This is a genomic window from Nocardiopsis sp. MG754419, from assembly GCF_018207095.1.
In the GTDB taxonomy this organism is placed as follows: domain Bacteria; phylum Actinomycetota; class Actinomycetes; order Streptosporangiales; family Streptosporangiaceae; genus Nocardiopsis.
In genome coordinates, this window is record NZ_QOCZ01000023.1 from 32,149 (window position 1) to 50,507 (window position 18,359).

Annotated in this window: 14 protein-coding genes; 10 read left to right on the top strand and 4 right to left on the bottom strand. The window is 71.8% G+C overall.

The window, feature by feature from the left end; all coding sequences use genetic code 11:
- Positions 1–51: 51 nt before the first annotated feature.
- On the top strand, positions 52–720 hold the full coding sequence (locus DSY14_RS07125; RefSeq protein WP_211715663.1) for a phosphatidylserine decarboxylase: 669 nt from the start codon (positions 52–54) through the stop codon (positions 718–720).
- Complete coding sequence (gene pssA, locus DSY14_RS07130; RefSeq protein ID WP_211715664.1) at positions 707–1,504, top strand: CDP-diacylglycerol--serine O-phosphatidyltransferase; 798 nt, start codon at positions 707–709, stop codon at positions 1,502–1,504. The genes DSY14_RS07125 and pssA overlap by 14 nt, the downstream gene beginning before the upstream one ends.
- A gap of 144 nt (positions 1,505–1,648) precedes the next feature.
- Here pssA and hemQ read toward each other — a convergent pair whose 3' ends face one another.
- Positions 1,649–2,359 (bottom strand): hydrogen peroxide-dependent heme synthase, encoded by a 711-nt coding sequence (gene hemQ / locus DSY14_RS07135; protein WP_211715665.1) that lies wholly within the window; start codon positions 2,357–2,359, stop codon positions 1,649–1,651.
- On the bottom strand, positions 2,356–3,834 hold the full coding sequence (gene hemG / locus DSY14_RS07140) for a protoporphyrinogen oxidase (protein ID WP_211715666.1): 1,479 nt from the start codon (positions 3,832–3,834) through the stop codon (positions 2,356–2,358). The genes hemQ and hemG overlap by 4 nt, the downstream gene beginning before the upstream one ends.
- 167 nt (positions 3,835–4,001) lie before the next feature.
- Here hemG and DSY14_RS07145 point away from each other — a divergent pair, with 167 nt between their 5' ends.
- Positions 4,002–5,144: a DUF4349 domain-containing protein gene (locus tag DSY14_RS07145; RefSeq protein WP_211715667.1), complete on the top strand. Its 1,143-nt coding sequence runs from the start codon at positions 4,002–4,004 to the stop codon at positions 5,142–5,144.
- Between the two features lie 67 nt (positions 5,145–5,211).
- Here the strand turns inward: DSY14_RS07145 and hemE are convergent, their stop codons facing one another.
- Positions 5,212–6,180, bottom strand: coding sequence for a uroporphyrinogen decarboxylase (gene hemE, locus DSY14_RS07150; RefSeq protein WP_307851152.1), 969 nt, complete (start codon positions 6,178–6,180; stop codon positions 5,212–5,214).
- A gap of 373 nt (positions 6,181–6,553) precedes the next feature.
- Between hemE and DSY14_RS07155 the strand changes: the two genes are divergently transcribed.
- The 6 genes from DSY14_RS07155 to DSY14_RS07180 all read left to right on the top strand — a co-directional run bounded on the left by DSY14_RS07155 (position 6,554) and on the right by DSY14_RS07180 (position 14,307).
- Complete coding sequence (locus DSY14_RS07155; protein WP_211715669.1) at positions 6,554–7,129, top strand: DUF3000 domain-containing protein; 576 nt, start codon at positions 6,554–6,556, stop codon at positions 7,127–7,129.
- Positions 7,130–7,310: 181 nt separating this feature from the next.
- Complete coding sequence (locus DSY14_RS07160) at positions 7,311–8,573, top strand: ribonuclease D (protein ID WP_307851151.1); 1,263 nt, start codon at positions 7,311–7,313, stop codon at positions 8,571–8,573.
- Positions 8,574–8,784: 211 nt separating this feature from the next.
- The gene (locus tag DSY14_RS07165; RefSeq protein WP_211715670.1) at positions 8,785–9,831 is read left to right on the top strand and encodes a tetratricopeptide repeat protein; all 1,047 of its coding nucleotides are present in this window, start codon (positions 8,785–8,787) and stop codon (positions 9,829–9,831) included.
- A gap of 132 nt (positions 9,832–9,963) precedes the next feature.
- Entirely contained in the window at positions 9,964–10,554 is a 591-nt protein-coding gene (locus DSY14_RS07170; protein ID WP_249187451.1) for an FBP domain-containing protein, read from the top strand.
- A gap of 433 nt (positions 10,555–10,987) precedes the next feature.
- On the top strand, positions 10,988–12,163 hold the full coding sequence (locus tag DSY14_RS07175) for an acetyl-CoA C-acyltransferase (protein WP_307851153.1): 1,176 nt from the start codon (positions 10,988–10,990) through the stop codon (positions 12,161–12,163).
- A 2-nt stretch (positions 12,164–12,165) separates the two neighbouring features.
- Positions 12,166–14,307: a 3-hydroxyacyl-CoA dehydrogenase NAD-binding domain-containing protein gene (locus tag DSY14_RS07180; protein ID WP_249187453.1), complete on the top strand. Its 2,142-nt coding sequence runs from the start codon at positions 12,166–12,168 to the stop codon at positions 14,305–14,307.
- Between the two features lie 350 nt (positions 14,308–14,657).
- Here DSY14_RS07180 and DSY14_RS07185 read toward each other — a convergent pair whose 3' ends face one another.
- Positions 14,658–16,880: an MMPL family transporter gene (locus DSY14_RS07185; protein WP_211715672.1), complete on the bottom strand. Its 2,223-nt coding sequence runs from the start codon at positions 16,878–16,880 to the stop codon at positions 14,658–14,660.
- A gap of 151 nt (positions 16,881–17,031) precedes the next feature.
- On the opposite strand from DSY14_RS07185, the gene DSY14_RS07190 reads away from it, so the two are divergent.
- Entirely contained in the window at positions 17,032–17,823 is a 792-nt protein-coding gene (locus tag DSY14_RS07190) for a TetR/AcrR family transcriptional regulator (protein ID WP_211715673.1), read from the top strand.
- Positions 17,824–18,359 lie beyond the last annotated feature (536 nt).

An 18,359-nucleotide genomic window follows, 5' to 3' on the forward strand; every position in this document is an offset into this window, starting at 1 on the left:
AGCGGCCACCGATGTGCGGGCGACCCGACCGACCCGCGACGAAAGCGCCCGATGACCGACGACTCACCTTCCTCCTCCGTCTCCCCCCGCTCGCCGGCCCGGCCGCGTTTCGGTATGGCCCAGGGTTCGGCCCCGTGGCTGGTACCGGCGTTGGGCGCCGCCGCGGCCGCGGCCCTGGCCGCGCGGGGATCCCGGACGCGCGCCCTGGCGGCCGCCCCCGTGATCGCCCTCGCCGCGGGCATGACCTGGTTCTTCCGTGACCCCGACCGAGGCCCGGCCACGGGTCGGGTGCTGTCCGCCGCCGACGGCGTCGTCCAGAGCATCGATCCCCGAGCCGACGGGCGCACGCGGATCGCGGTCTTCATGAACCCTCTCAACGTGCACGTCAACCGTGCCCCCCTCGCCGGTGTCGTGACCGGCGTCGAGCACCGCCCCGGGGGATTCCGGCCCGCCTTCGACAAGGACAGCGAGCGTAATGAGCGCGTCATCTGGACCCTTGAAACCGAGATCGGTGAGATCACGGTCGTTCAAATCGCCGGCGCGATGGTCAGGCGTATCGTCCCGTATCTCGCTGCGGGGCAGAAGGTCGAACAAGGCGAGAGGATCGGCCTCATCCGGTTCGGGTCACGCGTCGACGTCTACCTTCCGCACGGGGTCGCCCCGGCGGTGGAGGTCGGCCAGAAGGTCCGGGCCGGGGAAACCCGTCTTGACGCCTACTGACACCGCCCCGGCGCCGAGGGCCGGGGAGGCCCCTGAGGAGACGCCCAGGCTCCGACTGGGCGTGGCCGACTACCTGACCCTCGGCAACGCCCTGTGCGGCTTCCTGGCCGTCTGGGCACTGGCCACGGCACAGAGCGCCCACGTGGCCGCCGGAACGGTCGGCCCCCTGCCCAAGGCCGCGTTGGCCACGGCCGTGGGCCTGATGTTGGTCGCGGCCGCCCTGGACGTCCTCGACGGGCGGGTCGCCCGCAAGTGGGGCGGCAGTGGCATGGGCGCGGAACTGGACAACCTCGCCGACGTGATCAGCTTCGGTGTGGCGCCGGCGTTCTTCTTCCTGGTGTGGGGCACCATCGCCGGCGACGGCGCGATCTGGCCCGTGGCGGCCGCGGGTGCCGTGCTGCTCGCGGTGATCGTCCGGCTGGCGCGGTTCTCCTGCCAGGCGCCGGGGGCCGACTACTTCACCGGTCTCCCGTGCCCGTTCGGGGCGATGGCGGTCGTGACGATCGTGCTGCTGGACCCCCCGGTCCTGGTCGGCGTGGCCGCGGTACTGCTGGTGTCCTGGCTGATGGTGAGCCGCATGGAGTACCCCAAGCCCAAGGGCCGCAAGGCCTACGTCGTACTGGGGATGCTGGCCGTGGGCGTCGTCCTGATGGTCGCCTGGGGCCTGGGCCTGCCCGCCGGTGACGCGCTCATCTACCTGATGAGCGCCGCCGTGCTGATCTTCATCCTCACCATCCCGTTCTACGTGATCGCCACCCGCCGGGAGGCGCTCCGCTCCGAGTAGTCGCACGAACGCGAACGGACCCCGCGCTCCCGAGGAGCGCGGGGTCCGTCGTCTCGGTGGGGCCGACCGGGGCCCGGGTGTCGCACCGCCGGGGGCGTCCGGGCACGGGCCGAGGCCCGGCGCGCACGCCCCCGGCGAACACCGCTAGGGCAGGGCCGCCACCAGCGCCGACACGCTCTTGCGGCGCCCGGTGTAGAAGGGCAGCTCCTCGCGCGTGTGCAGTCGGGCCTTGGCTCCGCGCAGGTGGCGCATCAGGTCCACGATGCGGTGCAGTTCGTCGGCCTCGAAGGCGAGCAGCCACTCGTAGTCGTTGAGGCCGAACGAGGACACCGTGTTGGCGCGCACGTCGGGGTACGGAGCGGCCATCCGGCCGTGCTCGGCGAGCATGGCGCGACGCTCGTCGTCGGGCAGCAGGTACCACTCGTAGGAGCGCACGAACGGGTACACGCAGATGTTGTCGCGCGGCTCCTCCCCCGCCAGGAAGGCGGGCACGTGGCCGCGGTTGAACTCGGCGGGGCGGTGCAGACCCACGACCGACCACACCGGGGTGGAGGCGCGGCCCACGCGGGTGCGACGGAAGTCGGAGTAGACGTCCTGCACCTGCTCGGGGGTGTCGGCGATCCACCAGAACATGATGTCGGCGTCGGCACGGAAGCCCTGCACGTCGTAGGCCCCGCGCGTGGTCACGCCCTGCTCGGCCGCCTTGTCGAGGAACGTCTGGAGCTCCTCGGCGGCGGCGCCGCGGTCCACGTCCCCGAGGCCCTCGACCTTGAAGACCGACCACATGGTGTAGCGGATGAGTTGGTTGAGGTCGGTGCCGTCCTCGGCGACCGCCTCGTTCTGCCGGCCTGTCACGGGTTGACTCCTTGCTGATTCGTTCCCTCGGTGCCCGGGGCACCGCGATCGGTGTGGTCGTGGTCGGTGAGCGTGCCGGCCAGGCGCGCGGCCGCGCGGCCGGCGTCGGCGATGCAGGCGGGGATGCCGACTCCCCCGTAGACGGCCCCGCACACACCGAGTCCGGGGTGGTGTTCCACGTCCGCCCGGACGCGCTCGACCCGGCCCGCGTGGCCGACCGCGTACTGGGGCAGCCCGTCGGTCCAGCGGGTCACACGCGTCTCGACGGGGGCTCCGGTCACGCCGGTGACCCTCGCCAGGTCGGCCAGGGCGACGGCGGCCAGTTCCTCGTCGGAACGGTCCAGGACGGACTCCTCGCGAAAGCGCCCGATCGAGCAGCGCAGAACGACCAGGTCCGCGCCCGGATCGACCCTATCCAGCTCCTGTGCCAGCCACGGCCACTTGTTGCTGGAGAAGGTCGCGGCCTTGATGGTCAGCCCCTCCCCGGCCGGGGCCAGGAAACCGGTCCCGCTCAGGGGGGTGGGGAAGGCGGAGGCCGGCAGGGCGAAGGTCACCAGGGCCATGCTCGCGTACTCGACGTCGCGCAGTTCGCGGGCGGCGGTGGGCGCGGTGTCGGCGAGGAGGCGCGCGGCCTCGGCGGCGGGGCAGGCGAGCAGCACGGCGTCGCCGTGGATCTCCTCGACCCCCTGTGCGCCCTCCAGGCGCACGCTCCAGCCCCGGGAGGTGCGGACCAGGGCCTTGGCCCGGACCCCCGTACGCAGGTCCTTCTGGTGGGCGGAGAGGGCCTCGACGACCGAGGCGACACCACCGCGCAGGGAGGCGAACACCGGGCCCGCCTGGGTGGGCGCCGGGCCCCGCCCCTTGAGGCTCCCGTGCACCGCCCGCATGAGGGAGCGGTCGGAGCGGGCCATCGGCGCGATCTGGGGCACGGTGGAGTCGAGGGAGAGCTCGTCGGCCCGCCCGGCGTAGACACCGCCGAGCAGGGGTTCGACCAGGCGCTCCACCACCTGGCGGCCCATGCGGGCGCCCACGTAGGTCGCCACGGGCACGTCCGAACGCACGGGGGTGCGCGGCCAGACCAGATCGAGCGCGGCGCGCGCGGTCCCGGCCGGGGAGAGCACCCCGCTGCGGGCCAGGGCCCGCAGGTCGCCGGGCACTCCCATGAGCTGCCCTCGGGGCAGGGGCCGCACACGACCGCGGGTGTAGACGGCGGCCGCTCCGGGGCCGGGGTGGACGACGCGGTCGTCCAGGTCGAGCTCGGAGAACAACGCCAGGGCCTCGGGTCTGCGGGCGAGCACCGCCTCGGCTCCGGCGTCGACGGACACACCGGCCACCGGTGAGGCGCGCAGTTTGCCCCCCGGGACGTCCGCGGCCTCCAGCACGGTGGTGGTGATCCCCCGGGCGTTGAGACGGTACGCGGCGGTGAGTCCGGAGACCCCGCCTCCGACCACGACGACATGCGGTGCTTCAGGCATGTCTCCAGCCTTCCAGATGCCGTGCGTCACTGTGCGCCGCCGCCCCCGTAGGGGACGTCGGACCGGTGGGCGTGCCCCGTGGTCCCGTGACCCCGGGGCGTCCGACCCGTTGCCCCGCCGTTACGGGACCGGCAGAACGCGACCCGCGCCCGCCACGTCGAACCCACATGGACACTTCGAACCGCGCCCGGGCGGGGCGCGTCGTCACGGTGATGACCTCGACCGCCCTGACGGCGCTCTTACTGACCGCGTGCGCGGCCTCCGAGCAGAGGGCGGGCGTGGAGGACGCCGCCGGTTCCGCCCCGGGGTCCCCCGACGTCGCCGCGCCCCAGGACCGGGCCGTCGAGGGCGAGGTGGGACCGGAGACGGCGGAGCGCGAGGAGGGCGACGCGGTCGGCACGGACGTGGCGATCGAGGACCGGGAACTCGTCCACACCGCGCACATGACGGTCCGGGTGGAGGACGTCGCGGAGGCGGCCGAGACCGCCAAGGACCTGGTGCGGGAGGCCGACGGCTACGTCGAGGCCGAACGGCTGACCACCGGCGGCACCGGCGGCACCGGCGGACCCGAAGGCGACCTGACGCTGCGCGTGCCCGGCGAGGCCTACGAGGAGGCGCTCGTCTCCCTGGCCGACCTCGGTGACCGCTCCGACCTGGAACGCTCGGTGGAGGACGTCACCGAGGAGATCGCCGACGTCGAGAGCCGCATCGAGTCCTCCGAGACCGCGCTGGAGTCGCTGCGCGGTTACCTGGAGGAGGCGGAGGACGTCGACGACCTGCTCCGGGTGGAGCGGGAGATCCAGGACCGTCAGGCGTCCCTGGAGTCCTTCCAGGCGCGGCTGGAGGCGTTGCGCGACCGGACGTCGTACTCCACGGTGCACCTGTCGCTGCGACCGCCCGCCACCTACCTGGAGGAACGCCCCGACGACGAGTCGATCGGGTTCCTGGGCGGTTGGGAACGGGGCCTGCGCGCCCTCGTGTCGTTGGGCGAGGGGGTGGCCGTGCTCGTGGGCTGGCTGCTGCCGTTCGCACTCGTGGCGACGGTGCTCGGGGCCGGGCCGTTCTGGTGGTGGCGCCGTCACCGTCGGCGGACCCCCGGGGCGGACGCACGGGCCGAGGGTCGGCGCTCGTGGATGCGTCCCCGGCGGAACCGGGCGACCATGCCCACCGGGACGACCGCGACGGACGACGCGCCGTCGGCGCGGGGCCAGGAGCACGACGCCGCCGACGCGGGGGACGGTCCATCGGGTACCGACGACGCCGTGGACGACGAAGGCGGAGCGGGCCCCGAGGATCGGCCCTCCCCCTGACCACGGACACGCCGACGCCCGGCTCCCCTTTCCGGGGCCGGGCGTCGGCGTGGAGACGGCGGGACCGCTAGTGCGCGGTCTCCTCGTGCACGAAGGCCGTGAGGCGCTCCAGCACGGTCGGGTCGGTGCTGGGCAGCACACCGTGGCCCAGGTTGAAGATGTGGCCGTCGGCGGCGCGCCCGCGCGAGAGGATGTCGCGCGTACGGTCGGCGACCACCTCCCAGGGGGCGAACAGGGTGGCGGGGTCCAGGTTGCCCTGCAACGCGGTGCCCGGCTGGACCCGCTGGGCGGCCTTGTCCAGCGGCACCCGCCAGTCGACGCCGACGACGTCGGCTCCGGCCTCGCTGAGCAGACTCAGCAACTCGCCGGTGCCCACACCGAAGTGGATGCGCGGCACCTCGTACTCGCCGAGCTGGCCGAGGATCCACGACGTGTAGGGCAGGACCGAGGCGCGGTAGTCCTCCGCGCTCAGTGCGCCGACCCAGGAGTCGAACAGCTGCACCGCGCTGGCGCCGGCCTCGATCTGGGTGCGCAGGAAACCGAGCGTGATGGAGGCCAGACGGCGCATGAGCTCGTCCCACAGCTCCGGCTCGCCGTACATGAGCGCCTTGGTGTGCTCATGGTTCTTGGAGGGTCCGCCCTCGATGAGGTAGGAGGCCAGGGTGAACGGCGCACCGGCGAAACCGATGAGCGGCTTGTCGCCGAGTTCGCCGACGAGCTGTCCGACCGCCTCGGTGACGTAGGGGACGTCATCGGGTTCGAGGTCGCGCAGTCGCTTGATGTCACCGGCGCCGCGGATCGGGTCCTCGACCACGGGGCCGACCCCGGGCTTGATGTCGAGGTCGATGCCGATGGCCTTGAGCGGGACGACGATGTCGCTGAAGAAGATCGCGGCGTCGACGTCGTACCGGCGCACCGGCTGCAGCGTGATCTCGGTGATCAGGTCGGGGCGCGCACACGACTCCAGCATCGGCACGTCGGCGCGGACCCGTCGGTACTCGGGCAGGGAACGCCCGGCCTGGCGCATGAACCACACCGGGGTGTGGGACACCGGAAGGCGCCGGCAGGCACGAAGGAATGGAGAGTCTTGAAGCGTCACACCTAGAATCGTGCCATGCCCGTGCCGGTGCTCTCACTCGGATCACCGAGGAAGTCCGGCGGCGGCCGTGAACGACCGAGGACGGCCCCGGAGGAACCCGGGGGCGGATTCGGGCGAGATCCGGCCGGGTCGTCGGGCGCGCGGTCCCAAGATCATCACAAAACACCGACACGCCGGTGGAACTGCGACCGCGCACCGGTGACTCGTGCCACCGTCGACCCGTGCCCACCATCACATCATTCGGCGGGACGTGTCCCGACGACCCCCGCCAGGACGTGATCACCACAATATGAAGGCTGACGTTTCCACCATGCCCGATGTCGGTAGCGCCGAGAACGCGCATGAGACGTTCCGGCGAGCGGTCGAGGCCCTGCGCTCCCCTCTTCTGCGACCCGAGTTGGCCGTCCGGGAGATCCCCCCGCCCCAGCGACTGGCCCCGCACTCCGCCGCCGTCTCGGCCGAGGTGACCGTCCACGGCGAGGAGATCGCCTGGGGACGGTTGATCGTCCTGTACGACCCCGAGAACACCCGGGACTGGCCCGGTCCCTTCCGGGTGGTGTGCCAGGCCAACTCCGAACTGGAGTCGGAGATCGCGACCGACCCCCTTCTGGGACCGGTCGCCTGGAGCTGGCTCACCGACGCCCTGGAGTCCGGGGGTGCCACCCATCACACGTTGAGCGGGACGGTCACCCGGGCCACCACCGAGGGGTTCGGCACCAAGGCCCACGAGGGCGCGACCACCGAGGTGGAGATGCGCGCCTCGTGGACCCCGGAGTCGGACGACCTGACCCCGCACGTGAACGCGTGGCTGGCCCTGCTCGCCTCGGCCTCGGGACTGCCGCCCCTGGACGTCACGGACATCGCCCGCCAACGTTCGCGTCCCTGAACGGTCCGCGGGCCGGGCGGTCGGCGCCGTCCGCGCGCCTCCGGCCCCGCGGGCCCCGCATGACATCGCCGTCCGCGCACCCGTCTTCAGGCACCGCGCGCACGCCGAACGAGGAACGCCGCGCGGCGCCACGGAACGGTCCGTATCCGCGTTCGGTGGCCACAGCGCATACCGTAGTGGTGTGGCGAACGCGTTGAACTCCAAGACAGACCCCCGCGAACCCGATAACGACGACTCGGAGAGGGCACCTCTCCTGCGGGAACCACGCGAGGGCCTGCCCGAGGTCACGGCGGATCCCGACACCCTCGCGGGTGTCGTCGCGGCGCTCGGCGCCGGTTCCGGACCCGTCGCGGTCGATGCGGAGCGCGCCTCCGGCTACCGGTACGGGCAGCGCGCCTATCTGGTCCAGCTGCGCCGTGAAGGCTCCGGATCGGCGCTCATCGACCCGATCGCCTGCCCTGATCTGGGTGAGGTCGACGCCGCCATGGGCGGCGCCGAGGTGGTCCTGCACGCGGCGCACCAGGACCTGCCGTGCCTGTCCGAGGTCAACCTGCGCCCCTCACGCCTGTTCGACACCGAACTGGCCGGACGGCTGCTGGGCTACCAGCGGGTCGGCCTGGGGTTCATGGTGGAGCGGCTGCTGGACGTCCGTCTGGCCAAAGAGCACTCCGCCGTGGACTGGTCGCAGCGGCCCCTGCCCGAGGACTGGCTGCGTTACGCGGCCCTCGACGTGGAGATCCTCATCGAGCTGCGGGACGCCCTGGAGGCGGAGCTGGAGGAGAGCGGGAAGCTGGAGTGGGCGCACGAGGAGTTCGCCTCGGTGCTGGCCGCCCCGCCCAAGGAGCCCAGGACCGATCCCTGGCGGCGCACCTCGGGCATCCACAAGGTCCGCAACCAGCGTTCCCTGGCCGCCGTGCGCGAGCTCTGGTACGAGCGCGACCGCATCGCCCAGGAGCGCGACACCTCGCCGGGCCGGGTCCTGCCGGACGCGGCCATCGTGGAGGCGGCGACGGCGATGCCGCGCGGCTCCACCGAGCTCACCCGGATCCGCCAGTTCGGCATCAAGTTGGCCCGGCGCTACGTCGCCACCTGGATCAAGGCGATCGACCGGGCGCGGGAGATGGCCCAGGCCGACCTGCCGCGCCCCAACGCCCCCGGTGACGGCCCTCCCCCGGTGAACCGGTGGGCGGATCGCGCCCCCGAGGCCGCACGCCGTCTGGAGGCGGCGCGGTCGACTGTGACGAGGATCGCGGAGGAGGTGGTCATGCCGACGGAGAACCTCCTGTTGCCGGACAGCGTCAGAAGGTTGGCGTGGGCACCGCCACAGACCGTGGATCCGGACTCGGTGGGCGCGTTCCTACGCTCACGCGGCGCCCGGAACTGGCAGGTGGGGCTCACTTCGGAGGCCTTGACAGAGGCTCTGCGCGAAGCGGATCAGGCGTAACATTTACCCCCTTCTGTCACTTTGAATCCCGACGTGACCGAAGTCACCACCCTTCAGAGGCGGTTCACGCCTGTTCCGTAGCCCGGTGTCCGATTAAGTTATAGAAACGTGCTCCGGATCGTCAGGGGCGCGTGATCTTTCCGACGGGTGTGTACCGAACCGTGGGCCCGGAAGGCCCCGGTACGTGATCAGGGAAAAGTGGTGAGTCTGCTTGTCGTTCTGGCGTGCGTTGCTGCGCGGGGCCGGGTTGACGCGTTCCGCCGAGGTCGAGCCGGCCGACGTCACCTCGCAGGATTCCTCCGATCGCACGGAACGTCTCGAGGAACGCGAGGCGGACTCCGGGTTCCACCGGGCCGCCGTACCCGAGCAGGTCCCGGCGTCGGCCGCCGGTGTGCCCGCGGGCGGGATCCCCGCCCTGCCCAAGCGGACCACCCGGTCCGCCGGTGCGGCCTCGGAACAGGGCTCGGATTCGCGCACGCCCTCTCCCGGCATGCGCGCCGCCGCCCTGGAGCGCACACTGCAGTCCCTGGTGGAGCGTCTGGGCACCGAGCACCCCGACACCATCACCGCCCGCAACAACCTCGCGACCAAGTACGCGCAGATGGGGCGGCGCCAGGCGGCGGTGCAGCAATTCGAGCTGGCGCTCGACGAGGCGGTCGCGGTCTACGGCGAGGAGCACCCGCGCACCGAGATCATCCGGGAGAACCTGGCCTGGGCCTTCGAGGACGCGGGCCGTCCCGCCGACGCGGCGGGCCAGTGGGAGATCCTGCTCGGTCAGCGCGAGAGCCAGTTCGGTGCGGCCGACGAGGACACCGTGGAGGCGCGTATGCGTCTGGCCGTCTGCTACCGCCGCAGTGGCCGCGTGGACGCCTCCGTGGCCCACTACGAGCGGGCGATCGAGGACGTGGCCTCCACCCAGCGCCGCGAGGAGCTGCGTCTGGGTCTGAGCGCCGCGCAGAGCATGGCCGGTCGCTACGAGGAGGCCATCTCCCAGCTCCGCATGGTGCTGTCCGCCCGCCGTCGCCGACTCGGCAAGGGACACCTGGACACCCTGGCGGTGCACCACCGGCTGGGCCGGGCCCACACTCAGGCCGGCCGCGCCGACGAGGCCGTGGAGGTGCTGCGGGAGGCCTACCGGGTCGCGCTGAACTCCTCCGGGGACCCGGAGGTGCGCCGGCTGACGCTGCGCCTTCGGCGGGACCTGGCCGGTGCCTACAACGCCGCCGGTCGCCACCGTGAGGCCGACGCCCTGCTCTGAGAAGCGTCGCGCGAGGGCCGGGGATCCCGTGGGGGTCCCCGGCCCTCGGCGTTCACGGGCCCCACCCGAGACGGCCCGCCGGCCGGGCTCCGCCACCACCCACGACGACCCCGTGCTCGGAGCACGGCCCCGATGAAAGGATTCCTCCGGATCCGCCCGTCGGCGTCCGTCGACGGCGGCCCTCGCACCGACCGCACCGCACGACCGGAGTGGACCATGCTCGAACTCAGCCCCGAGGAGATCCGCTCCTCGTTCGTCAACTGCCCCAAGGGCGAGACCCGACGGATGCACCTGCCCACCACGATGCCGCTCCTGGACTGGGAGGACACCGACTTCCTGGGGTGGGTCGACCCCAAGGCGCCGAACCGCGCCTACCTGGTCGTCGACGCGGGGGAACACCCGATCGGGGTCGCCCTGCGACTCCCCAACGGGAACCGCACCACCGACTACTTCACGTCGATGACGTGCTCGTTCTGCGTGACCGTGCACCCCGCCGGGGGCGTGCGCCTGTTCAGCGCGCCCAAGCCCGGGAAGGCCGGGCGGCAGGGGGACACGGTCGGCCTGTACGTGTGCGCCGACCTCGCCTGTCCGCTCTATGTGCGGGGCAAGCGGGAGTCGGCGCTGATCCAGCCCGCGGAGACCATCACCCGGGAGGAGCGTGTCCAGCGGCTGCGCGTCAACGTCGACCGCTTCGCCACGAGGTTCCTGCGCAGCGCGGACTGAGCGCGGGCCGGTTCCACCGCCCGGGCGTCGATCACGTACGTGTCCCCCGGAGAGCGGCGGGTTCCGCCGGGCCTCCGAGGGCACCCGAGGACCCGCCGAGGACCGGCATGCTCCGGTGCGGGCGGGGTAGGCCCACCGTCCGGAGGGGACCCGGGGCATCCGTCGCGTGCGGGGCGACGCTTTCGAGCACCGGCGGCCGTGCGCACCGCGGTCCCGGTGCGGCGGTGTCCCCGTGTCACAGGAGAACGGCGTCGCTCCCGCCGCGGCGGTGTCCGTGGTCTCCGACACCGCCGGGAGAAAGGCGCCTCACTTCCGCCGAAGTCACCGGCCCCGCCACTCGCACTATTTGTTACCGGCGAGTAGCATGACCCCATACAGTCCACCCACGCGTGAAGAAGGAGGGGCCATCGTGTCGCGCACCGCCCGCGAAGTCGTGTTCGTCGACGGGGTCCGCACCCCGTTCGGCAAGTCAGGCAAGGGCCTCTACGCCGAGACGCGCGCCGACGACCTCGTCGTCCGCGTCATCCGCGAACTGATGCGTCGCAACCCGGGCCTGCCCCCGGAGCGTGTCGACGAGGTCGCCATCGCCGCCACCACCCAGATCGGCGACCAAGGCCTGACCCTCGGGCGCACCGCCGCGATCCTCGCCGGGCTGCCGCGCAGCGTCCCCGGTTACTCCATCGACCGCATGTGCGCCGGCGCGCTCACCGCCGCGACCACCGCCGGCGCGGGCATCTCCTTCGGCGCCTACGACGTCGTGATCGCCGGCGGCGTCGAGCACATGGGCCGGCACCCCATGGGCGAGGGTGTCGACCCCAACCCCCGGATCATCTCCGAGAAGCTGGTCGACCCCTCCGCCCTGGTCATGGGCAACACCGCCGAGAACCTGCACGACCGGTTCCCGAGCATCACCAAGGAGCGCGCCGACGCCTACGCGGTGCGCAGCCAGGAGAAGGTCGCCAAGGCCTACGCCGACGGCAGGATCCAGCCCGACCTGGTCGAGACCTTGGTGCGCTCGGCGGAGAAGGGCTTCGGTCTGGCCACGCAGGACGAGCCGCCGCGCCCCGGCACCACCATGGAGTCGCTCGCCGCCCTCAAGACGCCGTTCCGCGCCCACGGCAACGTGACGCCCGGTAACGCCGCCGGCCTCAACGACGGTGCCACCGGCACGCTGCTCATGGCCGAGGAGGTCGCCGAGGAGCTGGGGCTGGACGCCAAGATGCGTCTGGTCGACTTCTCCTTCACCGGCGTCGAGCCCGAGGTCATGGGCGTGGGACCGGTTCCGGCCACCGAGAAGCTCTTCGCCCGCCAGGGCATCTCGATCGACGACGTCGGTCTGATCGAGATCAACGAGGCCTTCGCCGTCCAGGTGCTCGCCTTCCTGGAGCACTTCGGCATCGCCGACGACGACGCCCGGGTCAACCCGTGGGGCGGTGCGATCGCCGTGGGACACCCGCTCGCCTCCTCGGGCGGGCGCCTGATGATGCAGCTCGCGCGACAGTTCGCCGAGCGTCCCGACGTCCGTTACGGCATCACCACCATGTGCGTGGGTCTGGGCATGGGCGGGACCATCCTGTGGGAGAACACGAACTACGAGGGGGGCAAGTAAGCATGGCCACCGAAGAATCCCGCCTTTCGCCCTCCGGCGTCCTCGGCGGAGACGCCTCGCGCCACGGTTCCATCACGGAGCTGTTCGCGGACGAGGTCGTCACCAAGGCGATCGCCCGTGACGTGGAGCTCCCCTACGGTGCGGGCACCGCGGTCCTCATCACCCTGGACAACGGGCACGACCACACCAAGCCGAACACCTTCGGCCCCGGTGGCCTGCTCAGCCTGGACGCCGCGATCGAGGCCGCCAAGGCGCGCACCGACATCGTGGCCGTGGCCGTCACCGGCAAGCCCTTCATCTTCGCGGTCGGCGCCGACCTCACCGGCGTCCCCGCGATCCAGAATCGGGAACAGGCCGAGGCCATCGGCAAGCTGGGACACGACGTGTTCCGCAAGCTCGGCGAGCTGGACGTGCCGACCTTCGCGTTGGTCAACGGGGCCGCCATGGGCGGTGGCGTCGAGGTGGCGCTGCACTGCACCTACCGCACGGTCTCCTCCGGTGTGCCGGCCTTCGCGCTCCCCGAGGCCTTCCTCGGTCTGGTCCCCGGCTGGGGCGGCACCTACCTGCTGCCGAACCTCATCGGCGCCGAGAAGGCGCTCAAACTCATCGTCGACAACCCTCTCGCCCAGAACAAGATGATCAAGGGCGAGAAGGTCTTCGAGATGGGGATCGCGGACGCGATCTTCGCGCCCGCCGACTTCGTCGAGGAGTCCCTGCGGTGGACCGCCAAGGTCCTCAAGGGCGACATCGAGGTCGAGCGTGCCGAGGTCGACAAGGGTGAGGCCTGGGACAACGCGGTCAACATGGCCCGCTTCGTCGTCGAGGGCAGGCTGCACGGCGCCGCGCCGGCACCGGCCCGCGCCGTCGAGCTTGTGGGCGCGGCCAAGACCGCCACCCGGGACGAGGCCTTCGACGCCGAGGACCAGGCGCTGGCCGACCTCATCATGAGCCCCGAGCTCAAGGCCGGCCTGTACGCGTTCGACCTCGTGCAAAAGCGTGCCAAGCGTCCGGCCGGTGCCCCCGACAAGTCGCTGGCCCGCAAGGTCACCAAGGTCGGTGTCGTGGGCGCCGGGCTGATGGCGGGTCAGCTGGCGCTGCTGTTCGCGCGCCGCCTGGACGTGCCGGTCGTCATGACCGACCTGGACCAGGACCGTCTGGACCAGGGTGTTGCCTACGTCCACGGCGAGGTCGACAAGCTCCTCGCGAAGGGGCGCGTCAACCAGGACAAGGCCAACCACCTCAAGGCCCTGGTCACCGGCTCGCTGACCAAGGACGCCTTCGCGGACGCCGACTTCGTCATCGAGGCGGTCTTCGAGAGGATGGACATCAAGCGGCAGGTGTTCGCCGAGGTGGAGGCCGTGGTCTCCCCCGAGGCGATCCTGGCCACGAACACCTCCTCGCTCTCGATCACCGAGATGGCGTCCGGCCTCCGGCACCCCGAGCGGGTCGTGGGCTTCCACTTCTTCAACCCTGTCGCGGTCCTGCCGCTGCTGGAGATCGTCCGCGGTGAGAAGACCGACGACGCCTCCCTGGCCACGGCCTTCGCGGTCGCCAAGACACTGAAGAAGACGTCGGTGCTCTGCAAGGACGCCCCGGCGTTCGTGGTCAACCGTCTGCTCACCCTGTTCATGGGCGAGGTGCTGAGCGCCGTGGGCGAGGGCACCGAGCCCGAGGTCGCCGACCGCGCGGTCGCGCCTCTGGGCCTGCCGATGTCGCCGCTCATGCTGCTCCAGCTGGTCGGTCCGGCCGTGGGTCTGCACGTCGCCGAGACCCTGCACGAGGCGTTCCCCGAGCGCTTCGCGGTCTCGCCGCAGTTGAAGGCCGTGGTCGAGGCCGGGCGGACGGAGATCTTCGCCCCCGACCTCACCATCGACCCCGAGGTCAAGGAACTCCTCAAGGGCGGCGACTCCCCCTCCGAGGAGAAGGAGATCCTGGACCGGGCCCTGCGCGCCCTGGCCAAGGAGATCCGCCTGATGCTGGACGAGGGTGTCGTGGCCGAGGCCGCCGACATCGACCTGTGCCTGATCACCGGCGCCGGTTGGCCCTTCCACACCGGCGGCATCACTCCGTACCTGGACAAGGTCGGTGTGTCCACCGAGGTGAACGGCAAGCCGTTCCACGAGGGCGCGCCGCAGGCCCTCTAGGTTCGATCCGCACGCCGGGGCCCGGTCTTTTCCGTGAGGGAGGCCGGGCCCCGCGCGTGTACGGGCCCCTCGGGCGTTCCGTGCGCACGTACCGAGGGTCGGGTGGCCCGGAACGGGTGCGGACCGGCTGTGGGCCGCCTGGCGCTCTCTCGGCCCGTGCGTTCTCGATCACGACGCCGAGGGCCACGTCACCGACGGGCGACAGGCGGCAGGCGGCAGGCGGCAGGCGGCAGGCGGCAGGCGGCAGGCGGCAGGCGGCACATCGTGCCCGCCACCGCACGCACGACACCACGGAACCGCCCCACGACCGTCTCGACGTGCCGTGGGGCGGAGGGGCGGCGCGGGTGCGGTCAGGTGCCCGCGGGGAGGCGCTCGCGATCCTTCTCCACGGTGGCCGGGGGCGCTTCCTCCTCCTCGCCGCCCTCGGAGATGCCGATCCGGTCGTGGAGTCGGCGCAGCGGTCGTGGCAGCCACCAGTTCCGGTCGCCGAGCAGGCGCATGGTGGCCGGCACCATGATCGCGCGCACCAGGGTGGCGTCCACCAGCACGGCGATCGCCAGTCCGACCCCGATGATCTTCAGGAACAGCAGACCGGAGGTGCCCATCGCCAACAGGACCACGCCCAGCAGCAGGGCGGCGCTGGTGATGATCCGTCCCGTGCGTTGCAGGCCGAGCGCCACCGAGGCGGTGTTGTCGCCGCTGCGCAGGTACTCCTCGCGTACCCGGCTGAGCAGGAACAGTTCGTAGTCCATCGCCAGGCCGAACGACACGATGGTGATGAGCACCAGGTAGGTCGGGTCGATGGTGCCGACCGCCTCGAAACCGAGCAGGGCGGCGAAGTACCCCTCCTGGAAGCCCCAGATCACCACGCCCAGGGAGGCGCCCAGAGACAGGGCGCCCATGAGCACGGCCTTGACCGGCAGCACGATCGATCCGAAGGCGAGGAAGAGCAGGAACAGGGTGGAGCCGATGACGAACGCGATGGTGGTGGGCGCGTTGTCGACGATGGCGTCGAGGTTGTCCATCTGCATGGCGGCCACACCGCCCACGAGGGTCTCCTCGGCGCCGTCCGGGGCCGGTTCGGCCCGCACGTCCCGCACGAGCCGTTGGGTCTCGGGGTCGTCGGTGGCGCCCTGGTAGGCGACCTCGACGTGGGTGACGTCCGCACCGGTGCGTTCCACGGAGGCGCGCACGGCTCCGGGCAGATCCTCCAGACGCTCGACGTACTCCTCCAGGGCCTCCTCGGCGGGCGCGCCCACGACGGCCAGGTGCAGCCGTCCGACCTGTCCGGCGGGGAAGTCCTGCTCCATGGCCTCCGTGCCGATCCGGGACGGCGCGTCGGTGGGCAGGTAGCGCTGGTCGGTGGAGCCGAACTGGGTGGCGGCGAGCCCGGAGGTGAAGGCCACCAGCACGCAGAGCACGGCCACGAGCGAGACGGCCGGGCCGCGCATGACGGTGCGCGCCAGCCGGGCCCAGGCGCCCGCGTTCTCGTCGAGTGTCCCGGTGACCGTGCGGCGCGGCAGCGGCAGCCTCATCCGGTCGATCCGATGGCCCACCACCGACAGCAGTGCCGGCAGGAACACGAGGGCGGCGATGAGGTCGAAGACGACGACGGCGATGCCGCCCCAACCGATGGACTGCAGGATGGGCTGGGGGAAGAACAGCAGGCCGGCGAAGGCGATGCCGACGGTGACGCCGGAGAAGGCGACGGTGCGTCCGGCGGTGTCCACCGTGCGGCGCACCGCGTCGCGGACGTCCCGTCCCCGGTTCAGCTCCTCACGGAAGCGGCTGACCATGAACAGCCCGTAGTCGATCGCCAGTCCCAGCCCCAGCAGCGTGGCCACGTTGATGGCGAAGACGGAGACCTCGGTGACGTGGGTGAGGGCGCGCAGGACGGTGAGGGAGCCGAGGATGGCGAGACCGCCGACGGCCAGGGGCACCAGGCCCGCGATGAGTCCGCCGAAGATCAGGACGAGGAGGAGCAGAAGGAGGGGCAGGGTGACCAGCTCGGCCCGGACGATGTCGGTCTCGGCCGTCGCGGACAGCTCGTGTTCGACCGCGATGGGGCCGCCCAGGTGGGTCTGGAGGGGACCGGCCTCCAGGGCGGCGGCCGCCTCCTCGTACTGGTGCAGCCGTTCCTCGTGGGTCTGGCCGGTGAGGGTGATCGGCATGTACGTGGCGTGCATGTCCTCGGACACGAGCATGCCGCGTTCGACGTCGTCGAGTTCCTCGTCGAGGTAGATGTCGTGGTCGGCGACGACGTCCTCGGGCAGGTCGTCGGCGATGCGCTGCACGGCCTGGGCGAAGGTGGGGTTGTCGACCTGGATCTCGGCACTGCGGAAGACCGCGATGATGTCGATGTCGGCGTGGCCCAGTTCGTCCTGGAGCACGTCCATGGCCTGGGAGGACTCCGACCCCGGGTCCTCGAACCCGCTCTCGCTGACGTCCTGGAAGACGCCGAGCCCCCAGACGACCGAGACGACCGCGAAGAGCCCGGTCAGGGCCAGCACCCACCCTCTGCCGCGGTGGGCTCCGAGCCCCAGTCGGCCGAAGAACCCCGTATCCGTCGACATAACCGTTCCTCCGAGCGAACATGGATCATGTTCGTTAACACCGTTTGCTAACGGTGTTCACTTAAGCGTGCGCCCATTACGATGTCAATGTCGTCGACATGAACAGAGCGGCGCCACGGATACGGCGCCGGGACGGGGTGTACCGCTGAAGATGACGAAATCGCCGGTCACAAGCGACCCGACGGCCGGGGGCACGCTCAGCCGCCGTGATCGTGTGCGCGAGGCCACACTGACCGAGATCAAGTCGATCGCCCGCCGGCACCTCGTGGAGCAGGGCGTGGCCGGGGTCTCCCTGCGCGCCATCGCCCGCGAGATGGGCATGACCGCGCCGGGTCTGTACCGCTACGTCCCGGGCATCGACGCGCTGCTGGTGATCATCACGGCGGACATGTTCGACGAGTTGGCCGAGGCGGTGGCCGCCGCCGACGCCTCGGCGCCACCCGAGGACACCGAACTGCGCCTGCACTCCGCGCTGCGCGCCTTCCGGATCTGGGCCATCACCCATCCGGCCGAGTTCTCGGTGATGTTCGGCCCCCGGACCCGACTCGACCCGGACGCGGACATCACCCCCGCCCTGGAGGCGGGCAACCGTTTCGGCTCCACGTTCTTCGCCCTGTGCGACCGCCTGCTACAGGAGAAGGACATCCCCCTCCCCCGGGACGAGGACATCGACCCCGAACTCACCGCCGAACTGCGCTCCTTCGCCGACACGGTGGGGCTGTCCGCGCACGACGTGCCGGTGGGCGCGGCGCTGGTGCTCACGCGTTGCTGGATCCGGATCTACGGCGTGGTGTGCATGGAGGTGTTCCAGCACCTGGGATTCGTCGTCAACGACATGGAACCTTTCTTCGAGGCCGAGCTTCAGAACCTCATGACCGGCCTCGGTGTGCGTTACCTCCCGGGTGAAGGGAAAGGGGACCCCGTCACCGACCCGGCCGGTTGACCCATACTGGAGTCTTGGGGCCACTGTCCGATACGTGGGTACGAATCGGACATGCCCTTTCCGTGTCGGCGCGATGACGAGGATGGCCCCGTGGAGAACCGAAGCGGCGACGAGGCTTCCGGGGACGCCTTCCCCTCGCCGGACCGGCACGGCGCACGTCCCGCGCACACCGCGGAGCCCACCGGATCGCAGGATCCGCGTACCGCGCCGTCCGGCCCCGGCGGCGGCCCCGGCGGCGGTCCGGCCCCGCAGACGAACGCGCCGCCCCACGCCTCGCCCGCGGACGCACCGCCGCCCGCGCCCGGGTCCGCCGCACCGCGGGGACACCCGCCCACGAACGCCGCTCCGCGCCCGGGCGCGGGACGGCCCCCGCACCACGGCCCGGCCGTGCCGGAGGGACCCGGCATCGCCCCCTCGACGGCGGGGGCGCCCTCGGCCCCGCCCCGGAGACCCGTGCCACCTCCTCCGTGGAGACCCCACACCCCCCAGGGACCGTACGTCGGGCCACGGCCACCGGGCCCCGGGGGACACCCCGT